Below are 22,967 nucleotides of genomic sequence, written 5' to 3' on the forward strand. Positions count from 1 at the left end.
CTCCCCATCCACGACCGACGGACCTACCGAGCAAGGACATTCATGACCCCGACCGACACGGCGACGGCCCTCCCGGCCCGGCAGACCCTGCCCGCCGAGGAGCGCCACGCCACCGAACTCGACTTCCTCGCCGCCCATGACGAGGGCCCGCGCCCGCCCGGCTGGCGCCTGACGCCGCGTTCCGTGGTCACCTTCGTCTGCGGCAGCGGCGGCGAGACGCTGAAGCTGGCCAAGCCGCACGAGACACTGCCCGACAAGCTGGTGATCGCGCCGAAGTTCGTCGGCGAACGCGCCTTGGTGGAACGGTGCGTGGTCACCCTCGCCGGTGAGCGCGGGCTGCTGCTCGTCGGCGAGCCCGGTACGGCCAAGTCGATGCTCTCCGAGCTGCTGTCGGCCGCCGTGAGCGGCACCAGCGCCCTCACCGTGCAGGGCACCGCCGGCACCACCGAGGACGCCTTCCGCTACGGCTGGAACTACGCCCTGCTGCTCGCCCAGGGCCCGTCCCCCGCGGCGCTGGTCGACTCGCCGGTGCTCGGCGCCATGCGCTCCGGCCGGGTGGTGCGGGTCGAGGAGATCACCCGCTGTCTGCCCGAGGTGCAGGACGCCCTGGTGTCGATCCTGTCCGACCGCCGGGTGAGCGTGCCCGAGCTGTCCGGCACGGACGACGCCCAGGTCCCGGCCGCGCCCGGTTTCACCGTCATCGCCACGGCCAACCTGCGCGACCGTGGGGTCTCGGAGATGTCGGCCGCGCTCAAGCGCCGCTTCAACTTCGAGACCGTGCACCCGATCGCGGACGTCGACGCCGAGACGGCCCTGGTCCGGCGGCAGGCGGAGGCGGCCGTCCAGCGGGCGGGCGCGGCCTTCGGCGTGGACGACGCGGTGCTCGACGTGCTGGTCACCGTCTTCCGCGATCTGCGCGAAGGGCGCTCCGCCGAGGGCTGGGACGTGGAGCGGCCCGGCACGGTCATGTCCACCGCCGAGGCCGTGCAGGTCGCGGCCTCGCTCGGGGTGGCCGCCGCGTACCTGCCCGGCGGGGACGCGCTCGACCTCGTGCCGGGTCACCTCCTGGGCGTGGTCCGCAAGGACGATCCCGCCGACCACGCCCGGCTCCTCGGCTACTGGGACGGTCCGGTGCGCCGCCGTGCCGAGGACGGCTCGGCGATGTGGCGTCGCCTCTGGGACCTGCGGGAGAACCTTCGGTGACGACCACTCAGGACCCCCGGGCGGCCGTCACGGCCCTCGCCGACTCCGGGCTGCCGTATCTGCTGGGGGTACGGCACCACAGCCCGGCCCTCGCCTCGGCCGTGCCCGCCCTGCTGGACGCCTCCGGCGCGGAGGTCGTCTGCGTGGAACTCCCCGCCGACTTCCAGCGCTGGCTCCCCCACCTCGCCGCCCCGGGCACCCTCGCCCCGGTCGCCCTGGCCGGGGCGAGTGAGGGCGGACGGCTCGGCTTCTACCCGTTCGCCGACTTCTCCCCCGAACTCGCCGCGCTCCGCTGGGCGCGTGAGCGGGGCGTGGAGGTGGTGTGCTGCGATCTGCCGATGTCGGATCCGGCGTGGAGCGCGGACCGAGCGGAGTCGGGCGCGGGCCGTCAGGGGGCGGGCGCGGACGGGCGGGCGTCGAGCCCGGACGGACCGTCGAAGGACACGGCCCGGCCGACCCCCGGCCCGGGCGGGCCGGGGGCGGACGCCGACCATCCGGAGTCGGGCGCGGGCCGCCCGCGGTCGGACACGGGTCGCCCGGGAGCGGCCGCCGACCGCCCTGAGGAAGCCGCGGACGGGCCCGGCCCGGCCAGGGACACGCGGAGCGCACTCGCCGATGCCGCTCCCCTCGTCTCGCCCACCGCCTTCGCGGCCGCGCTCACCGCCGCCGGGACGGGACGCGACGGGGACGATCTGTGGGACCGCTGCGTGGAGGTGCTCGCCCCCGGCTGCGCCCCCGAAGCGATCCGCCGAGCCGCCCTCGGCGTGGGATGGGCGCTGCGTCGCGACGCCGAGTCGGCGGGCGGCGTGCCGCCGGTGGACCTGGCCCGTGAGGCCCACATGCGGGACACGATCGCCCGCGCGGCGGCGGGCGGACGCCGGGTGGCGGCGGTGATCGGCGCGTTCCACGCCCCGGCGCTGACGGACGTGGCCGGAGCGGTGGGGACCAGCGCCGACAGTGCCGGGGCCGAGAGCGCGGCATCTGCCCCGCTCGCCGTCGGCGCCTCGCCCGGGGCCCGGGGAGCAGGGCTCGTCGGGGAGCACCCGCCGGTCGTCACCTCGCTCGTGCCGTACGCCTTCGACCTGCTGGACTCCCGTTCCGGGTACCCGGCGGGCATCCGGGACCCGCGCTGGCAGCAGGCGGTGTTCACGGCCGGGGGCGATCCCGAGCTGCTGCACGGCACCGCCGCGCGGGCGATCACCGATGTGTGCCGGGAGCTGCGCGCGGCCGGGCACACCGCGGGGACGGGTGAGGCCACCGAGACGCTGCGGATGGCGTGCGACCTGGCCAGTCTCCGGGGGCTCGCGGCCCCCGGCCGGGGCGAGGTGCTGGAGGCGCTGACGGCCGTGATGGGCCAGGGCGAGCCGCTCGGCCGTGGCCGGGCCCTGGCCCGGGCTCTCGAAGTGGTCCTGGTGGGCACCGACCGGGGCCGGATCGCGCCGGGCACGCCGCGTTCCGGTCTCGGCCCGTCCGTGGAGGCGGAGTTGGTCGCGCTGCGGCTGCCCGGCCCGGACGACCCCGCCGCGCGCGAACTCCGGCTCGACCTGCTCCGCTCCGCCCTCGACGGCCGCCGCGAGATCCTGCTCCAGCGCCTCGCGGTGTGCGGCGCGGGGTACGGCGAGGCCGTGGAGGTGGCGGGCACGGGCGACGGTACGGCGCTCACCACCCGGTGGCGGCTGTCGTGGACGCCCGCGGTTCCGGTACGGCTCGACCTGGCCGGGATAAGGGGCGTGACGGCGGCCCTGGCCGCCGAGGGCACCCTGCGGGAGACCTTCCGCCGGGAGGCCTCGGACGGCGGGCCCACCTGTGCCCTGGTTCTCGCCGGGCTCCGGGCGGCGGCCCGCTGCGACCTGCCCGCGCTGGTCGCCGACCGGCTGGCCGACGCCGCCGCCGTGCTCCCCGCCGCGGCCACGCTGCCCGAACTCCTCGAAGCGCTCGACCTGTTGGAGGCGCTGCGCCGGGGCCATCTGCCCGGCACCACGCCCGAGGGCAGGCGGTCGGCCGCCGAACTGGCCGTCGATCTCCTGGAGGCAGCCGTCCGCGCGCTGCCCGGCCTCGCGGGCAGCGACCAACCGGAGGACGCCGCCGCGCTCGTCGCGCTCGCCTCGCGGGCGGGCGAACACCGCCTCGGCCTGCGCATGGACGACGCCCTGGGCACGCTCGCGCGCACCGGCTCCCCGCTGATCCAGGGTGCCGCCCTGGCCGCCCGGGTCCTGCTCGACCTCGACGCCGCCGACGTCCTCGGCGCGCGTGCCGCCGGCTGGATCGACACGGCCACCGGCCCCGAAGGCCGCCTCGCGCTGGCCCGCCGACTCACCGGCCTGCTCAGCGGTGCGGCCCCGCTCCTTCAGTCCGCGCCGACCGCGCTGGATCCGCTGCTCGACCGTATCGACACGCTCACCGACCAGGGTTTCCTGGACCGGCTGCCCGCCCTCCGCGGCGGCTTCGACACGCTCACCCCGGCCGGCCGCGACCGCCTCCTCGACACCGTGACCGAGCGTCTCGGCGACCGCCTCGACCTGTCCCTCACCGCCTCACCGACGCTCCTCGCCCTGTGGACGGCGGCGGACGCGGCGGGCCTGGCGGCGGTCGACTCCCTGCGGCTGCCGACCGGTACGGACACCGTGGAGCCGCCCACAAGCACCGGCGTCCCGGAGGCCCCGGTGATCACCGAGGCCACCGGCGCTCCGGTCCTCGTCGGCACGTCCCGCCCTGCCGCAGCGACTCCTCGGACGGCCCCCCGTCCTGCGAAGACGCCCCCCGTCACGCCCCCTTCCCTCCTCCACCTCACCCCCACCGACCGCTGGCGGCTGCTCCTCGGCCGGGAGAGCGAGAAGCTGCCGCAGGGCGCCCGTCGTTACGCGCACGCGCTGGACGAGTTGTACGGCACCGGCCGCGGCGAGGGTTCCTCGGACCTCGGCCGGGGCGGCGGGCGAGGTCGGGGCGGCGGCCAGGACGCGTCCTTCCCCACGGCCCGGGAGTGGGCCGAGGAGTTGGACGCCCTGTTCGGCGCGGAGGTCCGCGAGGAGGTGCTGGCACGGGCGGCCGACCAGGGCCGTACGGACGTACTGGCCGAGCTGGACCCCGAGGCCGTGCGCCCGTCGGTCGACCTGCTGTCCTCCGTGCTGTCCCTGGCCGGCGGGATGCCGGAACAGCAACTGGCCAGGCTGCGCCCGCTGGTACGGCGTCTGGTCGACGAGCTGGCCAAGGAGCTCGCCACCCGTATGCGCCCGGCGCTCACCGGTCTGGCGACTCCGCGCCCCACCCGCCGCCCCGGCGGCCGGCTCGACCTGCCCCGCACCCTGCGGGCCAACCTGGCCCACACACGCCGGACGGCGGACGGCCGCACCGTGGTCGTACCGGAGCGGCCGGTGTTCAGCACCCGGTCCCGCAAGGAGGCGGACTGGCGGCTGGTCCTCGTCGTCGACGTGTCCGGGTCGATGGAGGCCTCCGTCATCTGGTCGGCGCTGACCGCGGCCGTCCTGGGCGGGGTGCCCACGCTGTCGACGCACTTCCTGGCGTTCTCGACCGACGTGATCGATCTGACCGACCGGGTGGACGACCCGCTGTCGCTGCTTCTGGAGGTACGGGTCGGTGGTGGCACCCACATCGCGGCGGGGCTCGCGCACGCCCGTTCCCTGGTGACCGTGCCCAGCCGGACCCTCGTGGTGGTGGTGAGCGACTTCGAGGAGGGGTATCCGCTGGGCGGGCTCCTCGGCGAGGTACGGGCCCTCGCGGGTTCCGGGGTGCACCTCATGGGCTGCGCCGCCCTGGACGACACCGGCACCCCGCGCTACTCGGTGCCCGTCGCCCAGCAGCTCGTCGCGGCCGGTATGCCGGTCGCCGCCCTCAGTCCCCTCGCCCTCGCCCGCTGGGTGGGCGACCGCCTCCGCGGAGAGACCCGATGAACGCCGAACTGCCCCCGGCGGCACCCGACGTGGTGGCCGCCGCCGTCGAGAGCCTGACCTCTCGGCTGCGCAAGAAGCTGGACGCCGCGATCGAGACGTACGCGGCCGTGCCCGTCACCGTCGACGGCGGCGCCCTGCGCGTCCGGGCCGGCGAGGACGCCGAGGTGATACTCACGCCCGGACCTACGGGCACGGTGACCGACGCCGAGCGGGCGGTGTGCAGCTGCCTGCTCGCACCCCGCTGTCTGCACCGCGCCGCCGTCCTGAGCGCCTGCCCGGTGGCCGACGCCGACGCGGACGCCGACGGGGAGACCGAGCCCGGACCGTCCGGCACGGCAACGGGTCTTCACGGAAGCCGAGGTGAGGCCCCGTCGGCCGACGGCCCGCAAGCCGCGGGCGCGATCGGCACACCGGCGACCGGCGAGCCCGTCGAAGCCGGCGTACCGATCGCGGGCACAGCTCCGCTCCACGCCGTCGGAGCCACCCGCGCTGCCGGAGCCGACCCCATCGGCACCACCGGCGCCCAGGGCTCCGACGGCTCCGGAAGCACCAGCGGCACGGGACGCGGCGAGAGCACCACGGACGCGCCCCGCACCACCGAAGCCCAACCCCCCACCCCCGCCCAGGTCGCCGCCGCGGCCGGCCTCTGGGCGGCGACCGCGGCCGTGCTCGCCGCCGGAGTCCCGGCGGCGGGAGCGGTGCCGCAGGCGGAGTTGTTGCGGGCCGCGCACACCGCCCGGCTCGCCGGGCTGCACCGCGCCGAGGCGGCCGCCCTGCGGGTCGTGCGCGGGCTGCGGGGCGCCCGTGCCCGGCACGACGGCCACCGGCTGGCCGACCTGGTCGCCAACCTGCGCGAACTGCTGCTCACCACCGGCCTGTTGTCGGCGGCGGACCCCGAGCCCGCCCTCGTCGGCACGGCCCGCCGCGCCTACCGGCCGGGCGGCAGCCTGCGGGTGCACGGCGTGTGCCGGGAGCCGGTGATCTCGGCCACCGGATACGGCGGTGTCGTCACCCATCTCGTCTCCGACGACGGGGGCTGGTTCTCGATCGCCGACGTCAAGCCCGGGGGCCCGGCCCGCGCCCGCGGTGCCGCCACAGCCACGGTCGCCCTCGGCTCCGGGACCCTCGACCACGCCCAGCTCTCCCGCGGCGGACTGTTGATCTCCGGCGCCACGCTCTCACCGGACGGCCGCCTCGGCTCCGGCAAAGGTGTGCGGGCCACGCCGCTCGCCGGTCTGTCCTGGACGTCGGGGCCGCTGGCCGCCCTGTTCACGCGTCCCTTGGCGGAGGCGGTCGCGGAACGGCTGACGGGCAGCCCCGGCGCCGACCCCGAGCAGGCGGAGCAGACGGCGCGCAGGCTGATCGGCTGCGACCTGGTCCTCGTCGGCGCGGCGGGCGACCACCTGCTCGCCCGCGAAGTGTCCTCCGCCGGAAATTCGGCCGACGACGGCCTCCTCGTCCGGCTGACACCGGCCCATGGCCACCCCGACCTCGCCCACACCGCCAACTTCCGTCAGCTCGCCGCCCGGCCCGGTCTGCGGCTGCGCGTGCTCGGCCGCCTCGAACCCGACCGCGCCGCCACGCTCCGCCCCCTCGCGATCGGCCCGGCCCCGGACGCGGAGGCGACCCTGCGGCTGCCGGACGACTGGCAGGGCCACGCCGACCTGGGCTACGACCGCCTCCAGGGCGCGCACTTCCCGCCGCCGGACGCCCTGCCCACCGTGGACGGCCTCGCCGGCCTCGCCGGCCTCGCCGGCGTCCCGGCCGACCCGCTCGCCGAGGCCCCGTTGTGGCGACTGCGCCGGCTGGTCGAGGTCGCCGTCTCCGGGGGCCGCCGCGCGGTCGCCGAGCCGGCCCGCGACGGCGACCGGAACGGCGGCGGCGCGGCCCTGCGGCGCAGCGGGTTCCGGGCGGCCGCCGACCTGGCGACCGCGCTCACCGCGGAGGCCGACCGCCGTTCCCGCGATGTCTTCGGCCGCATCACCGACCCCGACCCGGACCGCTACGCCCGCGCCTGGCTCGCCACCGCGGTCTACCTGGCCGGCACCGAACGCGCCCTGGTCCAGGCCACCTGGCGGCACCAGCCCTCCGATGCCTGACCGTCGGCCTCCCTCCACGGCCGCCCTCCACGGGCTCCCGCGACGGGCTCCCTCCACGGGCTCCGCCACCCGTGGAGGGAGCCTCGGGCGTGTGGCTGAAGCAGCCCGGACCAGACGTGGCGCAGCCGACCGATCCCCGATCACCCGGACCCGGCGCGGCGCTCCCCGCCGCTTCCGGAGTCGCTGGCTCTGACCAGCCCCTTCTCGTACGCGATCACGACGGCCTGGGCGCGGTCGCGCAGGTTGAGCTTGGAGAAGATCCGGGCCACGTGGACTTCACGGTGGCTTCGCTGAGGGTGAGTTCGACGGCGAGTTCCGCGTTGGACAGGCCGCGGCCGAGGAGGGTCAGGACCTCCCGTTCGCGGGGTGTCAGGGTCTGGAGGTCGGCGTGCACGACGGCCGGGTGGGCGGCTTCCGTGGCGAAGCGCTCCACCAGTCGCCGGGTGATGGTGGGGGCGAGGAGGGCGTCACCGGTGTCGACGAGCCGTACGGCGGCCGCCAGGTGCTGCGGGGTGACGTCCTTCAGGAGGAAGCCGCTGGCGCCGAGGGACAGGGCCGCGTAGACGTAGCGGTCGAGGTCGAAGGTGGTGAGCATGAGCACCCGGCACTCCGGGGCACGGTCCAGGATGCGGCGGGTGGCCTCCAGACCGTCCATGTTCGGCATCCGGATGTCCATCAGCACCACGTCGGGTTCCAGCTCGCGGGCCATCGTCACCGCTTCCACACCGTCGGCGGCCTCGCCCACCACCTCGATGCCCCGGGCGGTGAGGATCAGCCGGAACCCGGTCCGGATCAGCGTCTGATCGTCGACGACCAGCACCCGGGGCGCCGAGACCGTGTCCGCCGCCGTCACGGCCGGTCCAGAGGGAGACGTGCCCGGACCCGGTAGCCACCGCCGAGACGGCGTCGGGCGTCCAGGTCGCCGCCGTACACGGCGACCCGCTCGCGCAGGCCCAGCAGCCCGCGCCCGGTGCCGTCCCGGTGGCGCGGGGCGGTCCGTGCGGGGTGCGGCCGGGTGGGGTCGCCGCCGGTCAGCACGCTGGGGCCGGTGTTCAGCACCTCCACGCGCAGCGCGTGGTCGGCGTACCGCACGGTGACCTCGGCCTTGCCGCCGTCGCCGTGTCGGAGCGCGTTGGTGAGCGCCTCCTGCACGATCCGGTACGCCGTCACGTCGATGCCCTGCGGCAAGGGGCGCGGGTCACCGGAGATCCGTACCTCGACGGGCAGACCGGCGAACGAGATCCGGTCGACGAGCGGGCCGGGCCGGTCGAGTCCGGGCTGTGGCGCCAACTCGGCCAGCTCGCCCGAGTCGGCCGAGTCGCCGCCGAGTCGGCCCGCGCCGGACTCGACCACCGCGTTCCCGTCCCCGGCCATGTTCTCCTCCGTCTCCTCGCCGTTCTGCGAGGGCGCCAGCAGACCCAGCAGATGCCGCAGGTCGGTCATCGCGCCGCGCCCCGCGTCCTCGACGGCCAGCAGCGCCGCCGCGGCCTCGTCCGGCATGGTGCCCAGCACCTCGCGGGCCGCCCCCGCCTGGACCACCATGAGGCTGACGTTGTGGCTGACGATGTCGTGCAACTCCCGCGCGATACGGTCGCGTTCGGCCACGACCGCGGCCGACGCGGCACTCTCCCGCTCCCGTTCGAGCAACCAGCCGCGCTCGCCCACGGCCCTCTGCCAGCGCCGCCGTGTACGCACCAGCTCCACCGCCAGCCAGGCCGCGACCGCGCACGCCACCGCCAACGCCGCTGTCGTCGCGTCAACCCCCCACTCCCACATGGGGTTCACCTTCGCAGACCGGTGCGCCGCTCCGCATCGGCCCAGGGATGCGGGCCCCTGCATCTCCGGGATGCTCATCGACGACCTGTCGGCGCTCGACAACGTGGCGCTGGCCGCCCAGTTGACCGGCACCCCGTCCCGGCAGGCCCGCCGCCGCGCGCTGGAACTGTTCGACGAGCTCGGCATCGCCGACCGGCGCAACGCCTACCCGGCGGTCCTCAGCGGCGGCGAGCGACAACGCGTCGCCGTGGCACGGGCGTTGATGAACCGGCCGGCCCTGCTGCTGGCCGACGAGCCGACCGGCGCGCTGGACAGCCGGTCCGGAGAACAGGTGATGGACCTGCTGCTCGACCTCAACCAGATCGGCCAGACGCTGATCCTGGTGACCCACGACGAGCATCTGGCCCGCCGCTGTGCCAGCCGTCTGGTCGAGTTCGCCGACGGCCGGGTGACCGGCGAGCACACCCTGGAGCCGTCCGCATGAGGGCGGTGTGGCGCGCCGCGCGCGCGGCGGTACGGCGGCGCAGGCTGCAGACGCTGGTCATCGGTCTGGTCACGCTGACCTCGACGGCGGCGATCGTGGTGGCGCTCGGTCTGGTCGACGCGGCCTCGTCCCCGTTCGACAAGGCCTTCGGCGAGCAGCGCGGCCCGCATGTCATCGCCGCGTTCGATCCCGCGAAGGTCTCGGACGGCCGACTGACGCGGGCGGCCCGGCAGTCCGGTGTGGCGGCGACCGCCGGTCCCTTCGCCCAGGCCACCGTGGAGCTGCCGAGGGAGGCCATGGACTTCGGCCTCGGCGGCGAGCTCACCGTCATGGGCCGGTCCGAACCCGGCGGCCCGGTGGACCGGTTGGACGTGTGGGCGGGCCGTTGGGCCACCGGGCCGGGCGAGGTCGTCCTCAACCGGCCGTCGGACCGGACGGCGGACGACCTGGGCAAGAAGCTCCGGGTGCCCTCGGGTCCGGCCCTCACCGTCGTCGGCTTCGTCTTCGACCTGAGCCGGACCGCCGACGCCTGGGTGGCACCCGGGCAGATCGCAGCCCTGAACCCCACCGCCACCCAGATGCTGTTCCGCTTCACGGACGCCTCGTCGGAGAACCGGCTCCGCACGCACCTCGCCACGGTCACCGAGGAGTTGCCGAAGAACGCGCTGACCGGCTCACGGTCGTACCTCACCCTCAGGGAGCAGATAGGCAGTTCGGCGCGGGCGTACGCCCCCTATCTGCTGGCCTTCGGCGTCCTCGGCATCGTGGTGGCCGTGCTCATCGTCGCCAATGTGGTGAGCGGCGCGGTGATCTCCGGCTTCCGGCACATCGGCATCCTCAAGGCACTGGGGTTCACGCCGGGACAGGTGGTGGCCGTCTACCTCGTGATGATCTCCGTCCCCGCGGTGCTCGGCTGCGCGCTCGGGACCGTCGCGGGCAATCTGGCGGCACGGCCCCTGCTCCGGTTCGCGTTCACGGGACCGGACGCGGGGGTCTTCCACAGCAGTGTCTCGCTCGCTCCCTGGGTGAACGTGCTCGCTCTGACCGGCATGCCCACCGTGTGCCTCCTCGCCGCGCTCGCGCCCTCGGTGCGCGCCCACCGGTTGTCCGCCGCGCGGGCGATCAGCGCGGGCAGCGCGCCGCGCGCCGGTCGGGCGCTCGGCGTCCAGCGCCGGCTGGCGGCCAGCCGACTGCCGCGCTCGGTAAGCCTGGGTCTGGGGCTGCCGTTCGCCCGCCCCGGCCGCAGTGCCCTCACACTCGCCGCCGTGGTCCTCGGTGTGACCACCGTGACGTTCGCGACCGGCCTGGCCACAACGATGGACCGGCTCGGCAACGCGGGCCGCGACGCCTACCAAGTCACCGTCTACGTGGGCAGGTACGACAACGGCAAGGAGAGGAAGCCGGACCACGACGACCTCGAACTGCACTCCCTGCTGCGCTCACTGCCCGACGCGCGCGAGGTCACCGCCAGGGCGAACACGGAAGCCCGCCTGGCGGGTTCCGCGGAGAAGCTGATGCTCGAAGCCCGCCGAGGCGACCGGTCACAGCTGGACAGCGTGCTCACCGAGGGCCGTTGGATCCGGGGCACCGGTGAGGTCGTGGCCGGATCGGCCTTCCTGCGCCGGAACGGGCTGCGCGTCGGCGACCACCTCCGGGTGGAGAAGGGCGATCGCGGTGCGAACGTGGTCGTCGTCGGGGAGTTCATGGAGACCAACGCCCGTGTCGTCGTGGTCGACTGGTCGACCATGGGGTCCGTGGCCCCGCGGGAGAAGCCCATCGCCTACCACGTCAAGCTCCGTGACGGCGCCGACCAGAACGCCTACGCGCGGGCGGCCGGTGCGGCCGACCCGGGGCTCAGCCCGTCGCCGACCGGCGCCAACTCCGTCACCGGGACCATCATCGGCTCGGCCACCGCACTCACCTTCCTGCTCGCCGTGGTCGCGTCCCTCGGCGTGTTCAACACGGCCGTCCTCAACACCCGCGACCGCCGCCGCGACCTGGGCATGCTCAAGTCGATCGGCATGACACCACGCCAGGTCACGGTGATGACGGTGGCCTCGATGGCACTGCTCGGCGCCCTCGGCTCGCTCCTCGGCATCCCGCTCGGCATGGCGGGCCATCAGCTGGTCGTACCGCGCATGGCGGACGCGGTCGACATCACCCTGCCCTCGTACATGACGGACGTCTGGCACGCCCCGGCCCTGGCCGGCCTCGCCCTCGCGGGCCTCGTCATCGCCGTCCTGGGCGCGTACGTCCCGGCACGCCGCGCGGCGCGGCTCACGATCGCGGAGGTGCTGCACAACGAGTGAGGCGGCACCTCATCGGGTGAGAGAGCCGCCTGGAAGCATCCAGGGCGACGGCGCCTGTCGGATTCCGGCCCTCACCCGGTCCCGATCAGACCCGCGCCCCGGCGGCTCTCCACCCCGGGTCGAGGGGGAACCCGCCTGCGGTGCCCCGTGGCCCGTGCCCCGTGCCCCGCGCCCCCGTCCAGGATCGAAAGGATCTCGGCAGATGACGGTCCAGAACGACGCCGCGCACGACCGGCTGATCCACCGGCGCGGCGACGCGCCCGGCACCGCCCGTCAGCTCGTCCTGGAGACCGGCGCCGGTTTCCATACCCCGGCGTGATCAGGTGGCCCATGGAGAACGCCGTGCGGTACACCGCCGGGGTGCATCCGGTGCGGGTCAGTCCCGACCACCCGGAGGCCCCCGCCGACCTCGGGGACCCGGTCCTGGCCGTACCGTTCGGGGCGGACCTGCTTCTGGGCACGCTCGCCACGTGAGGACGCGCGGTCGTGCCCGGAGTACATCGACCCCTCAGGACGTGATGCACCCATGACAGAACTCTCGGAAGCGACGATCGCGGTCACCGGAGCCACGGGACACCTCGGCGGGCGTGTTGCCCGCCTCCTGGCCGAGCGGGGCGAAGCGCAGCGGCTGCTGGTGCGCAGCCCCGAGCGGGCACCGAAGCTGCCCGGCGCGACGGTGCTCCCCGGCGGTTTCGGCGACCGTGACGCCGTCGTACGCTGCCTCACCGGTGCGCGGACCGTGTTCATGGTGTCCGCCTCCGAGAGCGCCGACCGGGTCGACCAGCACAAGGCCTTCGTCGACGCGGCCGTGGAGGCGGGCGTCGGGCACCTGGTGTACGTGTCCTTCTTCGGTGCCGCGCCCGAGGCCGCCTTCACCCTCGCGCGCGACCACTTCCACACCGAGGAGCGCATCCGGGCGAGCGGCCTGGACCACACCTTCCTGCGCGACAACCTCTACGCGGAGGTCATTCCCCACCTGGCCGGAGAGGACGGCGTCATCCGTGGTCCCGCCGGGCAGGGGCGGGCCGCCTTCGTCTCCCGGGACGACATCGCCGACGCCGCGGTGACGGTCCTGACCCGGCCCGCCGACCACGCCGGTATGACCTACGACCTGACCGGCCCCGAGTCGCTCACGCTGGACGAGGCGGCGGCGATCCTCTCCGAGCACCTCGGGAGCCCCGTCCGCTACCACCCCGAGACGATCGAGGAGGCGTACGCCTCCCGTGCCTCCTACGGCGCCCCGCCCTGGCAAGTGGACGCCTGGGTCTCCACCTACACGGCCATCGCGACCGGCGAAATGGACGGCGTCAGCAGCGCCGTCCCCGATCTCACCGGCCACCCCGCCCGCTCCCTCGCCGACGTCCTCCGTACCCTCCCCTGACGATGTGACGGACCCGGCCCCCGGACCCCAGCCCCCGGACGAAGGACGACGGACGACGGACGACGGCTCGACCTGACACGAGGCCCGGCCTTCGGCGTCGCCGCCGGCAACCTGATCGGTAGGGGGATGCTGCCGCCGGACTTCACCGAGGGCTCGCCGCGTCCCTCTCCGCCGCGGCGGCATCCCGCCGTACGTCGTCCGCCGCGCCCGAGCCGGTCCTGAAGCGGCACGAACGCCGCGCGACGACCTCACGTCCGTCCGGGGGCTCCCGTGCGCAGGCCGCGCATGACGAGGTCGAAGAGGCGGGCGGCTCGGGGTCGCCAGTCACCCTGGGGGTCCAGCTGCCAGATGCCGGCGATGGCGAGGACGAAGTCGTCGGCGGTCACGCCCGGGCGGATGGTGCCGGCTTCACGGTTGGCCTCAAGCAGGAGTTCGACCGCGGCGACCAGGAGCGGGTAGCCGGGTTTCGCCGGGCCTCCCGCCGCGGCCGTGGCCCGGCGCAGCGCGTCCGCCAGACCGGCCTTGGCCGTGGCGTAGCGGGCGAGGCCGTCCATCCATTCCCGCAGGGCCTGGTCGGGCTCCCGGGTGCGCAGCAACTCGTCGGCGCTGTCAACGAGTTGCCGCACCTCCTGGCGGTGCACCTCCAGGACGAGGGCCTCACGGTTGGGGAAGTTGCGGTAGAAGGTGGCCTGCCCGACTCCCGCCTTCCTGGCGATCGTGCTGAGCGGGACGTCGGCGCAACGCGACAGTTCGGTCAGCGCCACCTCCAGGATGCGCTCACGATTCCGCTGCGCGTCGGACCGCTGGGCCGCCTGACTCGTCGACACCACTCGCCCTCCCCTCGCACTGACGCACACCTGTCTACTTAGGCATACCTTACCGCGAGCCGCGACCAGCGCGGACGCGCTCTCACGGTGCGCACCGCTGCGAGAACCGTCGTCACGTGAGAACCATCGTCACGTGAGAACCGTCGCCATGGTGATCGATCTGGCGTGACGGAGAGGGACCGGAATCACGAGGTCCACCTACGGCACCCGGGGCGACGGCCGTCGGATCAGCCGGCCGACAGGGCTCGGCGCAGGATGCCGTCCAGGTCGGCGGAGCCGGGGAGGGTGCCGAAGGCGTGCCCCCAGTCGCCGTCGAGCCGGGTCGCGCAGAAGGCGTCGGCGATCGCGGCCGAAGCGTGCCGGACCAGCAGGGAGGCCTGCAAGGTCAGGGCCATACGCTCCACCAGGCGCCGGGCACCGGTCTCGTCGGCCTCGCGCACCGCGTCCTTCAGCCGGGCGGCGGCCGCGTCGAGCCGGGCGTCCGCACCCCGGGCCAGGGCGAGTTCGGCGAACAATGCCTCCGCCGTTCCCGGGTTCCGGGTCAACGCCCGCAGCACGTCGAGGGCGTTGACGTTGCCCGAACCCTCCCAGATCGACAGCAGGGGCGCCTCACGGTAGTGGCGGGGCATGCCCGAGTCCTCGACGTAGCCGTTGCCGCCCAGGCACTCCAGGGCCTCCGCGGTGAAGGCCGGGCCGCGCTTGGTCACCCAGTACTTGCCGACGGCGGTGGCGATGCGGCGGAACATCCGCTCACCCTCGTCCCCGCGCACCGACCGGTCGGCGGCGCCGGCCAGGCGCAGGGTGAGGGTGGTGGCCGCCTCGGACTCCAGCGCGAGATCGGCCAGGACGTTACGCATCAGGGGCTGGTCGAGCAGCCGCGCGCCGAAGGCGCTGCGGTGCCGTGCGTGGTGCCCCGCCTCGACGAGTGTCTTGCGCATCAGCGTCGCCGAGCCCATCACACAGTCGAGGCGCGTGCAGTTGACCATCTCGATGATGGTCTTCACGCCCTGCCCCTCGGGCCCGACCCGCCAGGCGACGGTGCCGTCGAACTCCGGCTCCGAGGAGGCGTTGGAGCGGTTGCCCAGCTTGTCCTTGAGCCGCTGGATGCGGAAGGTGTTGCGGCTGCCGTCGGGCAGGACGCGCGGCACCAGGAAGCAGGTCAGCCCGCCCGGCGCCTGGGCCAGCACCAGGAACAGGTCGCACATCGGCGCCGACGTGAACCACTTGTGCCCGCGCAGGGTGTACACACCGGGCTCCGAACTGGGCGTCGCCGTCGTGGTGTTCGCGCGTACGTCGCTGCCGCCCTGCTTCTCGGTCATGCCCATCCCGGCGAGCAGACCACGCTTGCCGGTGGGCACCCGCAGGACGGGGTCGTACTCCCGGCCGGTCAGCAGCGGTTCGTACACGGCGGCCAGCTCCGGCTGCCGGCGCAACGCGGGCACGACGGCGTACGTCATCGAGGTCGGGCAGGTGTGCCCGGCCTCCGTGTGGCCCCACACCAGGGCGCCCGCGATACGCGCGACATGGACGCCGGGCCGGCCGTCCGCCCAGGCCGCGCCCGCCAGGCCCTCGCCCACCGCGGTCCGCATCAGGTGGTGCCAGCCGGGGTGGAAGTCGACCTCGTCGACGCGGTTTCCGTAGCGGTCATGGGTGCGCAGCTCCGGCTCGTACCGGTTGGCCTGCTCGGCCCACTCCTGCGCCTCGACGCCACCGGCGACGAGCCCGAGCCGCCGCACGTCCTTCTCGGCCCACTCCGCGCCCTCCCTGCGCAGCCCCTCCAGCAGGGCCACGTCCTCGGAGGCGTCGTACGGAGCGAGCGGCGGGGGCTGGTTGGCGACGTCGTGGGTGGCGCACTGCGGCTGCGTGTGCGCGAGTATCGAGACCATGAGGCGAGTATTGCATTATTTCTGCAACCGCATCCATGACGTAACAGTGATCGGGCGCCCGTAAGGTACCGGGTCATGCAGACGAACGTGTCCGGGCGGCCCACCGAGCTGGAACTGCGACCGCTGTCCGCGCGGTCGGTCGTCCTGAGCCTGCTGCTGGGCATGGATCCGCCCGAACTGCCCGTGAAGGATCTGGTGCGCCACGTGGAGGCGTTCGGGGTCGCCGGGTCCACGCTGCGGGCCGCACTCAGCCGGATGGTGTCGGCCGGGGACCTGCGACGCGCCAACGCTGTCTACGGTCTCAGCGACCGGCTCCTCGACCGCCGGCGCCGCCAGGACGAGTCGGTGCACCCCGAGACCCGGCCGTGGCACGGCGACTGGGAGATGGTCGTCGTCACCGCGACCGGCCGGGCGCCCGCCGAACGCGCCGACCTGCGCGCCCGCCTGTCGGCCCTCCGGCTCGCCGAACTGCGGGAAGGCGTCTGGCTCCGCCCGGCCAACCTGCACCGCACCCGGCCACCGGGCCTCGGCCCGACGGTCCAGTACTTCACGGGCCACCCGGACCAGCCCGCCGGTGGCATGGCCACCCGGGGCCGGGCCGGCGAGGGCCTTGAAACCGGGGACCTGGAAACCGAGAACTCGGCGGCTGAGGGCCCGGCCGCCGGGAGCTCGGGCACAAAGGGCCTGCGCACAGGGGACTTGACGCCCGAGGACCCGACCCCCGCGGCCCACACCGCGAAGGACCCGGCCGCCGGAGGATCAGCGGCCGCCCACTCGGCCGCCAGGGACCTGGCGACGAGCCTGTGGCCGCTGGACGCCTGGGCCGCCACCGCCGAGACGCTGCTCGCCCACATCGAGCGGACCCGAGAGCCCGCCGACCGCTTCACGGCCCTCGCGGCCGCCGTACGGCACCTGCTGGCCGACCCCGTCCTGCCCCCCGAGCTCCTCCCGGAGGGCTGGCCGGGGCCCGAGCTGCGGGCCACGTACACGGCGTACCGGAGGGAGCTGGTCGAGACGGTGCTGGGGCGCACGGACTGAGAGCCGCGCGGCGCGCCTGCTTCCCTGCGCCGCGTCGACCCCGACCCCGACCCCGACCCCGACCCCGACCCCGCGACGGAGCGTGCGAGCCGCACCCCGTGATCCCCATGTGATCAGCGCGACGTAGTCTCCCCTCGCCCGGGAATTCAGCCGGGTACGCGGTCAACCGGGGGGATGACACATGACATACAGGCGTGCGGCGATACCGGCCGTGGCCGGAGGGCTGCTGCTCCTCGCGCTGTTGTGGTGGGCGGGGGCGAGCGAGAGCGCGCTGCGGCTGCGGGGGGCCACGGACGTGCTGGGCGCCCAGGCCGCCGCCGATCTCGAACGCTGGCTCGCCCCGTGGTCGTACGACCCGCCGGCCTCGTCACAGCTCGGCGACGCGGCGGTGTCGGGCGGGGGCGGGGACCCGTTACAGAGCGACGGCTCCCGTTATCTCTCGCTGTACTCGACCGCGCTCCAGATCCGGTTCGCCGCCGTCTTCGCCTTCTTCGTGCCCGGGGCGCTGCTCCTGGTCCGCAGGCTGCCGCCGGTGCGCGGCCGGCTGACGGCGGCGCTGCTCGCGGTGTGGGCCTGGGGCATGGTGGCGGGAACCCTCGCGGTCACCGTCTCCGCGCCGTGGCTGATCGCCTCGCAGGGACACGGCAGTTACCGCTTCCTGCCCCAACTCGCGGACGTGATCTCGTCCGGGCGGCAGGTCCTGGTGGCGACGGCGCTGGTCGCCGCCGTGGTGACGGTGCTGGTGGCGCGGGTCACCGCCAAGGGTGCCGGCCCACTGCCGCAGGAGGTCGTCCCGGCACGCGCCGCCCGACTGGCCGCGACCGCCGCAACCGTGGTCGTCGCCGTGTCTCTCGTCGTCCTCTCCCACCAGTCGGTCGCGGCCTCCCTCCAGACGGCCTTCTCCGGCGCCGGACTGCTCTCCGAACCGGGCGACCTCCTGCGCCAGTGGCTGCTGCTCGGCGCCTGGACGGGCCCGGCGGGCACACCGCTCGGCGACTGGCTGCTGTACCGCGCCGCCGACGTCCTGCTGCTCGCGGTGGTCTGGTGGGCCCTGCGCCTGCTGCCCGGCCTGCTCACCCGGGCCACCGTCCCCGCGCTGGCGGTCGGCGCGGTCTGTGCGACCGTCCTGGGCCTGCTGGCGAGCCAGTTCCTGCGGATGCTGGTGGAGGGGACGCAGATGCGCTGGGACCTGTACGTGACCGCCGGCTTCGGCGGCGGCGTCACGGCGGCCCTCACGTGGGGCCTGCCGGCCGGGATCGCCGCCGCCGTGACGCTCCGGCTGACCGTGGCCCGCACGGACACCACAGACGCCGCGGACCACACGGACTCTTCGGATGCCAGGGGCACCGGGAAGACCAACGACCCCACGGCCTCCACCCAGCCGTAGCGGTGACGCGCCCGGGGAAGCGCCTCGCCCGGGCAGGCGTCAGCGGACCATGAGGCCTCCGCCGAAGGACCGGCTCCCGTGGTTCCGTCTCAGACCACGGGGTCGAACCACGTGACCGTGCCGGACATCGTCTGCTTGATGCGGAACAGAGCGAACTCGCTCAGATCCGGCAGGGCGTCCAGCGAGAACCAGCCGACGTCCAGCGACTCGTCGTCGTTGACCCGCGCCTCCCCGCCGACGGCCCGGCAGTGGAACGTGGTGTCCATGTACTGGCAGACGTCCCCGTTGTCGTACCGCACCGGGTCCGACGCCTGGACGAGGACGATCCGCTCGGCCACGCACCGGACCGCCGTCTCCTCGTAGACCTCCCGCACGGCACAGGCCGCCGGCTGCTCCCCCGGGTCCGGGATGCCGCCGATGAGCGACCACTTGCCGTTGTCGGACCGGCGGTTGAGCAGCACTCTGCCCTCGTCGTCGAAGACGAGGGCGGTGACTCCGGGGAGCCAGAGCAGCTGGTGGCCGGCGGAAGCACGGAGTGTGCGGATGAAATCAGGGGTAGCCATGGAGCCGACCCTAACGGGCCGGTTCCGTCACCCCCGCCGTTCCGGGACGCGCACGCGAGGCGTACGGCTACACGCCACCGGCGCGCCTCCCGCGCACACCGGCCCCGATCGCCCAGCCGAGCCCACCGGCCGCGACCAGCACCAGCAGCATCTCGGGCGCGATGCCGAGCCTGGTGGCGGGTGTCTCCGAGGAGCGCAACGGCACCTTCTGGACCAGGGAGTCCGGGACGAACATGCCCGTCCGCTGTGTGATCCTCCCGTCCGGCATGATGATCGCGCTGACGCCGCTGGTCACCGGCACGGTGACGGTGCGGCTGTGCTCGACGGCGCGGACCCGGGACATGGCGAGCTGCTGGTAGGTCATCTCGCTGCGGTCGAAGGTCGCGTTGTTGCTCGGCACCGAGATCAGCTGCGCGCCGTCGGTGACCTCGGAGCGCACGGCCCAGTCGAAGGCCGCCTCGTAGCAGGTGACAAGACCGATCTTGGCGCCGTCCATGGTGAACACGCCCGGCTCGGAGCCCCGGCTGAAGTCCTGGCGGACCATGGACGTCCACTCACTGTTGATGGCGCCGATGAGCGACCGCAGGGGCAGATACTCGCCGAACGGCTGGATCTGCCGCTTGTCGTAGGTGTCGACGGGGCCCTTCTCCGGGTCCCACAGGATCTGCTCGTTGTAGAGCTTGCCGTCCCGCTCGACGACACCGCCCACGGAGATGGGGGCGCCGATGGCGGTGGCCGCTTCGTCGATCACCGCGCGGGCGTCGGAGTTGGCGAAGGGGTCGATGTCGGAGGAGTTCTCCGGCCAGAGCACGAAGTCGGGCTGTGCGACCTTGCCGGCCTTGACCTCGGCGGCCAGCCGCTCGGTCTCCTTGGCGTGGTAGTCGAGCACGGCCCGCCGCTGGGAGTTGAAGTCCAGTCCCAGGCGCGGGACGTTGCCCTGGATGACCGCCACGGTCGCGGTGCCGTCCTCGGCCTTGTCGCTCACCAGGGCACGGGACGCGAGGGCGCCCACCAGGGGGACGGTCACGGACAGCGCCGCCACGACGGCGGTGCCCCGGCGCACGGCCTCACCGGTGCGCCGGTTCTCGACGACCAGCCGTACCAGTTCGTACAGGCCGAAGCCGCAGAGGACGACCGCGAAGCCGAGCACCGGGGTGCCGCCGAGCGCGGCCAGCGGCAGGAAGGCACCGTCCGCCTGGCCGAAGGCGATCTTGCCCCAGGGGAAGCCGTTGAACGGGGCACGCGCGCGTGCCGCCTCACCGGCGATCCACAACGCGGCGGCCCACACCGGCCAGCCCGGCAGCTTCGACACGACGGCGACGCCGGCGCCGACGAGCGCCACGAACACCGCCTCGATCACGACGAGCGCGAGCCACGGACCGGGACCGACCTCCACGCCGGTCCACACCAGCAGTGGCAGCAGGAACCCGAGGCCGAAGAGGTAGCCGAGACCGAGCCCCGCCTTCCAGCCGCGCCCCCGCAGCACCCAGCCGAAGACCGCGAAGGCCGGCAGGGCCAGCCACCACAGGGTCCGGGGCGGGAAGCTGACGTAGAGCAGCACCCCGGAGAGCGCCGCGGCGGCGGCCGGAAGGAGCCGGCTGACCCATCGGGAGGCCCGGGACACGGGCGCGGCCTGGGGTTCGAGCTGTTCCGGCTCGTCTACGGGAGTGGTGGTGACGGTCACTCGGGGAGTGTACGGCGCGTCGCCCCGCCGCCGACAGCGCGGCCCGTGCGTCCCTGGTGAGGCTTTTGTCGCACACCAGCCGTAACGTTCCTGCGCAACTCGTCCACAAACCGGCGCATCACCCGTTACGCTGTGCGCGAGCCTCTGACGTGCGGCCGGATGGGGTCCGGACGGTCGAGGCCCGTCACAGTCGGGGGGCTACGGGTTGAGGTCCACGGGGACGGAGTCCGCGGCCGGAGCGTCGGCCGCGCAGGAGAGACGGAACGTCTCCGATGTCACGGGTGTGCTCATGCTCGGGGTGTGCGCGGCCTGGTCGTTGATCACGGCGGCGGCGCGGGGCGGCCGCCCGGAGGGGGTGCTGCTGGCGGTGCTCGCGGTGGCGGCCGGTTATGCGGCGGGCCGGATCTGCGGGGCCCTGCTGCCGGTGGTGGCGCCGTCCGCAGGAGCGCTCGCCGGTCTCGGTCTGGCGGTCATCACCCCGCACACCACGGCGGGCTCACCGCTGATCTCGCCGTTCGGTCACACCGGCGCGACCGCCGCGCTGCTGGCCCTGTCCACCGGCGCCGCCTGCTGTGCCGCCTGGGCGGCCCGCTCCCCCGGACCGCGGCTGGCCCTGCGCCTGCTGGCCTGCGTGATCGCGGTGACGGCGGCCGCGCTCGGCTCGACCACCGGCTTCGCCGCGTGCGCCGGAGTGCTGCTGTGCTCGCTCGCGGCGGCCCGGATGCGCCCCCGGGGCCTGGGGCTCGCGGGGCTCGCGCTCGCCACGGCCCTGGTGACGGCGACGATCTGGGCGATCGCCGAGGACGTACTGCCGGCCGGGCTGACCGACTCGCTGGAGGGGCAGCTCACCCCGCACCGGGTCCTGCTGTGGCACGACGCGCTCGGTCTGGTCCACGACGAACCGCTGCTGGGCGCGGGCCCGGGCCGCTTCGGGGAACTCAGCCCGACGGTCGCCCAGGCGCTGTCGGCCGACGACAGGCCCCACTCGGCGCCGTTGCAGCTGGCGGCCGAGCAGGGGCTCGTCGGTGCCGCCCTGCTCGCCGCGGTGTTCGGCTGGGTCCTGTACGTCCTGTGGCGGAGCCCGCGCTCCACTCCGGTGGTCCTCACCGCGGGCGCCGCCCTGACCGCGCTGGCCGCGATCGCCGCGGTCGGCAACGCGCTCAGCTTCACGACGGTGACGGCGGGCGCGGGCCTGCTCGCGGGGATCGCGACGGCCCGACCCCTGACGGACGGGGAGGACGGAGTCGCGGCACAGGACCTCGACGACCGCTAGTGTTCTGAGTCGGGAATTCTGTTCAGATAACTGGCGAGGCGTTCGAGGATCTCGTCTGCGGTCTTCGTCCAGACGTAGGGCTTCGGGTCGGTGTTCCAGGCGGCGATCCAGTTGCGGATGTCCTTCTCCAGGGCTTGGACGGACCTGTGAACGCCGCGCCGTATCTGCTTGTTGGTCAGTTCGGCGAACCATCGCTCGACGAGGTTCAGCCAGGACGAGCCGGTCGGTGTGAAGTGCAGGTGGAAGCGGGGGTGGGCCAGCAGCCACTTCTTGATGGCGGGGGTCTTGTGGGTGGCGTAGTTGTCGCAGATGAGGTGGACATCCAGGTCGGCGGGCACCTCTTTGTCGAGCTTGGTGAGGAACTTCTTGAACTCCTCAGCCCGATGTCTGCGGTGCAGGGAGCCGGTCACTTTGCCGGTGGCGGCCTCGAGGGCGGCGAACAGGGTGGTGGTGCCGGCGCGGACGTGGTCGTGGGTCACCCGCTCGGGAACCCCGGGCATCATTGGCAGCACGGGCTGGGATCGGTCCAGGGCCTGGATCTGCGACTTCTCGTCGACGCAGAACACCAGGGCCCGCTCGGGCGGGTCCAGGTAAAGGCCGACGACATCGTGGACCTTGTCGACGAAGTACGGATCGGTCGACAGTTTGAAGGTCTCCGACCGGTGCGGCTGCAGGCCGAAGGCCCGCCAGATCCGTGAAACCGACGACTGCGAGAGGCCCGTCTCCTTCGCCATCGACCGCGTCGACCAGTGCGTTGCGTTCTTCGGAGTGGATTCCAGCGTCTTGGTGACTACCGCGGCGACCTGCTCGTCCGTCACGGTCCTTGGGCCGCCCGGACGCGGCATGTCACCCAGACCGGCGATCCGGTACTGCACGAACCGGGCCCGCCAGCGGCCCACCGCATGGGGTGTGGAACCGAGCTGAGCAGCCACGTCCTTGTTCGAGGCGCCCTCGGCGCAGGCCAGGATGATCCGACACCGCAACGCCCATGCCTGCGGCGTGGAACGTCGCCGCACCCACTCCTCGAGTGCGGCCCGTTCTTCGTCCGACAGTGTCAACTCGGCCTTCGGCCGCCCCGTCCGTGCCATGGAGCAAGCCTATACATCTGAACAGAATTCCCGACTCAGAACACTAGGGCGAGTTTCGGAA

General features: G+C 74.1%; 16 protein-coding genes and 1 pseudogene. 10 read left to right on the top strand and 7 right to left on the bottom strand.

Annotated elements, in window-relative coordinates:
- Window positions 1-42: 42 nt before the first annotated feature.
- From OG202_RS05080 to OG202_RS05090, 3 genes are read left to right on the top strand one after another with little or no spacing between them, the layout of a single operon-like run.
- Entirely contained in the window at window positions 43-1,203 is a 1,161-nt protein-coding gene (locus OG202_RS05080; protein ID WP_327731181.1) for an ATP-binding protein, read from the top strand.
- On the top strand, window positions 1,200-5,111 hold the full coding sequence (locus tag OG202_RS05085; protein ID WP_327731180.1) for a vWA domain-containing protein: 3,912 nt from the start codon (window positions 1,200-1,202) through the stop codon (window positions 5,109-5,111). The genes OG202_RS05080 and OG202_RS05085 overlap by 4 nt, the downstream gene beginning before the upstream one ends.
- Complete coding sequence (locus OG202_RS05090) at window positions 5,108-7,210, top strand: hypothetical protein (protein WP_327731179.1); 2,103 nt, start codon at window positions 5,108-5,110, stop codon at window positions 7,208-7,210. Before OG202_RS05085 ends, OG202_RS05090 begins: the two co-directional genes overlap by 4 nt.
- A gap of 140 nt (window positions 7,211-7,350) precedes the next feature.
- Here OG202_RS05090 and OG202_RS05095 read toward each other — a convergent pair.
- Window positions 7,351-8,063, bottom strand: a pseudogene (locus OG202_RS05095) (response regulator).
- Window positions 8,060-8,986 carry a sensor histidine kinase gene (locus OG202_RS05100; protein WP_327731178.1) on the bottom strand — a complete coding sequence of 309 codons (927 nt, stop codon included), beginning with the start codon at window positions 8,984-8,986 and terminating at the stop codon, window positions 8,060-8,062. The pseudogene OG202_RS05095 and the gene OG202_RS05100 overlap by 4 nt, the downstream one beginning before the upstream one ends.
- Here OG202_RS05100 and OG202_RS05105 point away from each other — a divergent pair.
- The 4 genes from OG202_RS05105 to OG202_RS05120 all read left to right on the top strand — a co-directional run bounded on the left by OG202_RS05105 (window position 8,985) and on the right by OG202_RS05120 (window position 13,160).
- Window positions 8,985-9,470, top strand: a complete 486-nt coding sequence (locus OG202_RS05105) for an ABC transporter ATP-binding protein (protein ID WP_405959691.1) — start codon at window positions 8,985-8,987, stop codon at window positions 9,468-9,470. The genes OG202_RS05100 and OG202_RS05105 overlap by 2 nt on opposite strands.
- Complete coding sequence (locus OG202_RS05110; protein WP_327731177.1) at window positions 9,467-11,779, top strand: ABC transporter permease; 2,313 nt, start codon at window positions 9,467-9,469, stop codon at window positions 11,777-11,779. Before OG202_RS05105 ends, OG202_RS05110 begins: the two co-directional genes overlap by 4 nt.
- A 330-nt stretch (window positions 11,780-12,109) precedes the next feature.
- Window positions 12,110-12,253: a hypothetical protein gene (locus OG202_RS05115; RefSeq protein WP_327731176.1), complete on the top strand. Its 144-nt coding sequence runs from the start codon at window positions 12,110-12,112 to the stop codon at window positions 12,251-12,253.
- 52 nt (window positions 12,254-12,305) lie between these two features.
- Complete coding sequence (locus OG202_RS05120) at window positions 12,306-13,160, top strand: SDR family oxidoreductase (protein WP_327731175.1); 855 nt, start codon at window positions 12,306-12,308, stop codon at window positions 13,158-13,160.
- Between the two features lie 248 nt (window positions 13,161-13,408).
- Here OG202_RS05120 and OG202_RS05125 read toward each other — a convergent pair whose 3' ends face one another.
- Window positions 13,409-13,987, bottom strand: a complete 579-nt coding sequence (locus tag OG202_RS05125; RefSeq protein ID WP_443052212.1) for a TetR/AcrR family transcriptional regulator — start codon at window positions 13,985-13,987, stop codon at window positions 13,409-13,411.
- Between the two features lie 227 nt (window positions 13,988-14,214).
- Window positions 14,215-15,873, bottom strand: a complete 1,659-nt coding sequence (locus OG202_RS05130) for an acyl-CoA dehydrogenase family protein (protein ID WP_328222330.1) — start codon at window positions 15,871-15,873, stop codon at window positions 14,215-14,217.
- 75 nt (window positions 15,874-15,948) lie between these two features.
- Here OG202_RS05130 and OG202_RS05135 point away from each other — a divergent pair, with 75 nt between their 5' ends.
- Together OG202_RS05135 and OG202_RS05140 are read left to right on the top strand one after the other, a co-directional pair.
- Window positions 15,949-16,911: a PaaX family transcriptional regulator C-terminal domain-containing protein gene (locus tag OG202_RS05135; RefSeq protein WP_328222332.1), complete on the top strand. Its 963-nt coding sequence runs from the start codon at window positions 15,949-15,951 to the stop codon at window positions 16,909-16,911.
- A 181-nt stretch (window positions 16,912-17,092) separates the two neighbouring features.
- Window positions 17,093-18,298, top strand: coding sequence for a hypothetical protein (locus OG202_RS05140; RefSeq protein WP_327731171.1), 1,206 nt, complete (start codon window positions 17,093-17,095; stop codon window positions 18,296-18,298).
- Between the two features lie 89 nt (window positions 18,299-18,387).
- Here the strand turns inward: OG202_RS05140 and OG202_RS05145 are convergent, their stop codons facing one another.
- Together OG202_RS05145 and lnt are read right to left on the bottom strand one after the other, a co-directional pair.
- Entirely contained in the window at window positions 18,388-18,861 is a 474-nt protein-coding gene (locus OG202_RS05145; RefSeq protein WP_326584949.1) for an NUDIX hydrolase, read from the bottom strand.
- Window positions 18,862-18,928: 67 nt separating this feature from the next.
- On the bottom strand, window positions 18,929-20,545 hold the full coding sequence (lnt, locus tag OG202_RS05150) for an apolipoprotein N-acyltransferase (protein WP_326584948.1): 1,617 nt from the start codon (window positions 20,543-20,545) through the stop codon (window positions 18,929-18,931).
- Between the two features lie 283 nt (window positions 20,546-20,828).
- On the opposite strand from lnt, the gene OG202_RS05155 reads away from it, so the two are divergent.
- The gene (locus tag OG202_RS05155) at window positions 20,829-21,818 is read left to right on the top strand and encodes an O-antigen ligase family protein (protein ID WP_405892567.1); all 990 of its coding nucleotides are present in this window, start codon (window positions 20,829-20,831) and stop codon (window positions 21,816-21,818) included.
- Here the strand turns inward: OG202_RS05155 and OG202_RS05160 are convergent.
- A complete protein-coding gene (locus OG202_RS05160) occupies window positions 21,815-22,906 on the bottom strand; it encodes an IS630 family transposase (protein WP_328222335.1) in 1,092 nt (363 codons plus the stop codon). The two genes, OG202_RS05155 and OG202_RS05160, sit on opposite strands and share 4 nt — an antisense overlap.
- Between the last annotated feature and the right edge of the window lie 61 nt (window positions 22,907-22,967).

Origin of the sequence: Streptomyces sp. NBC_00310, assembly GCF_036208085.1 — a bacterium.
Classification (GTDB): Bacteria; Actinomycetota; Actinomycetes; order Streptomycetales; family Streptomycetaceae; genus Streptomyces.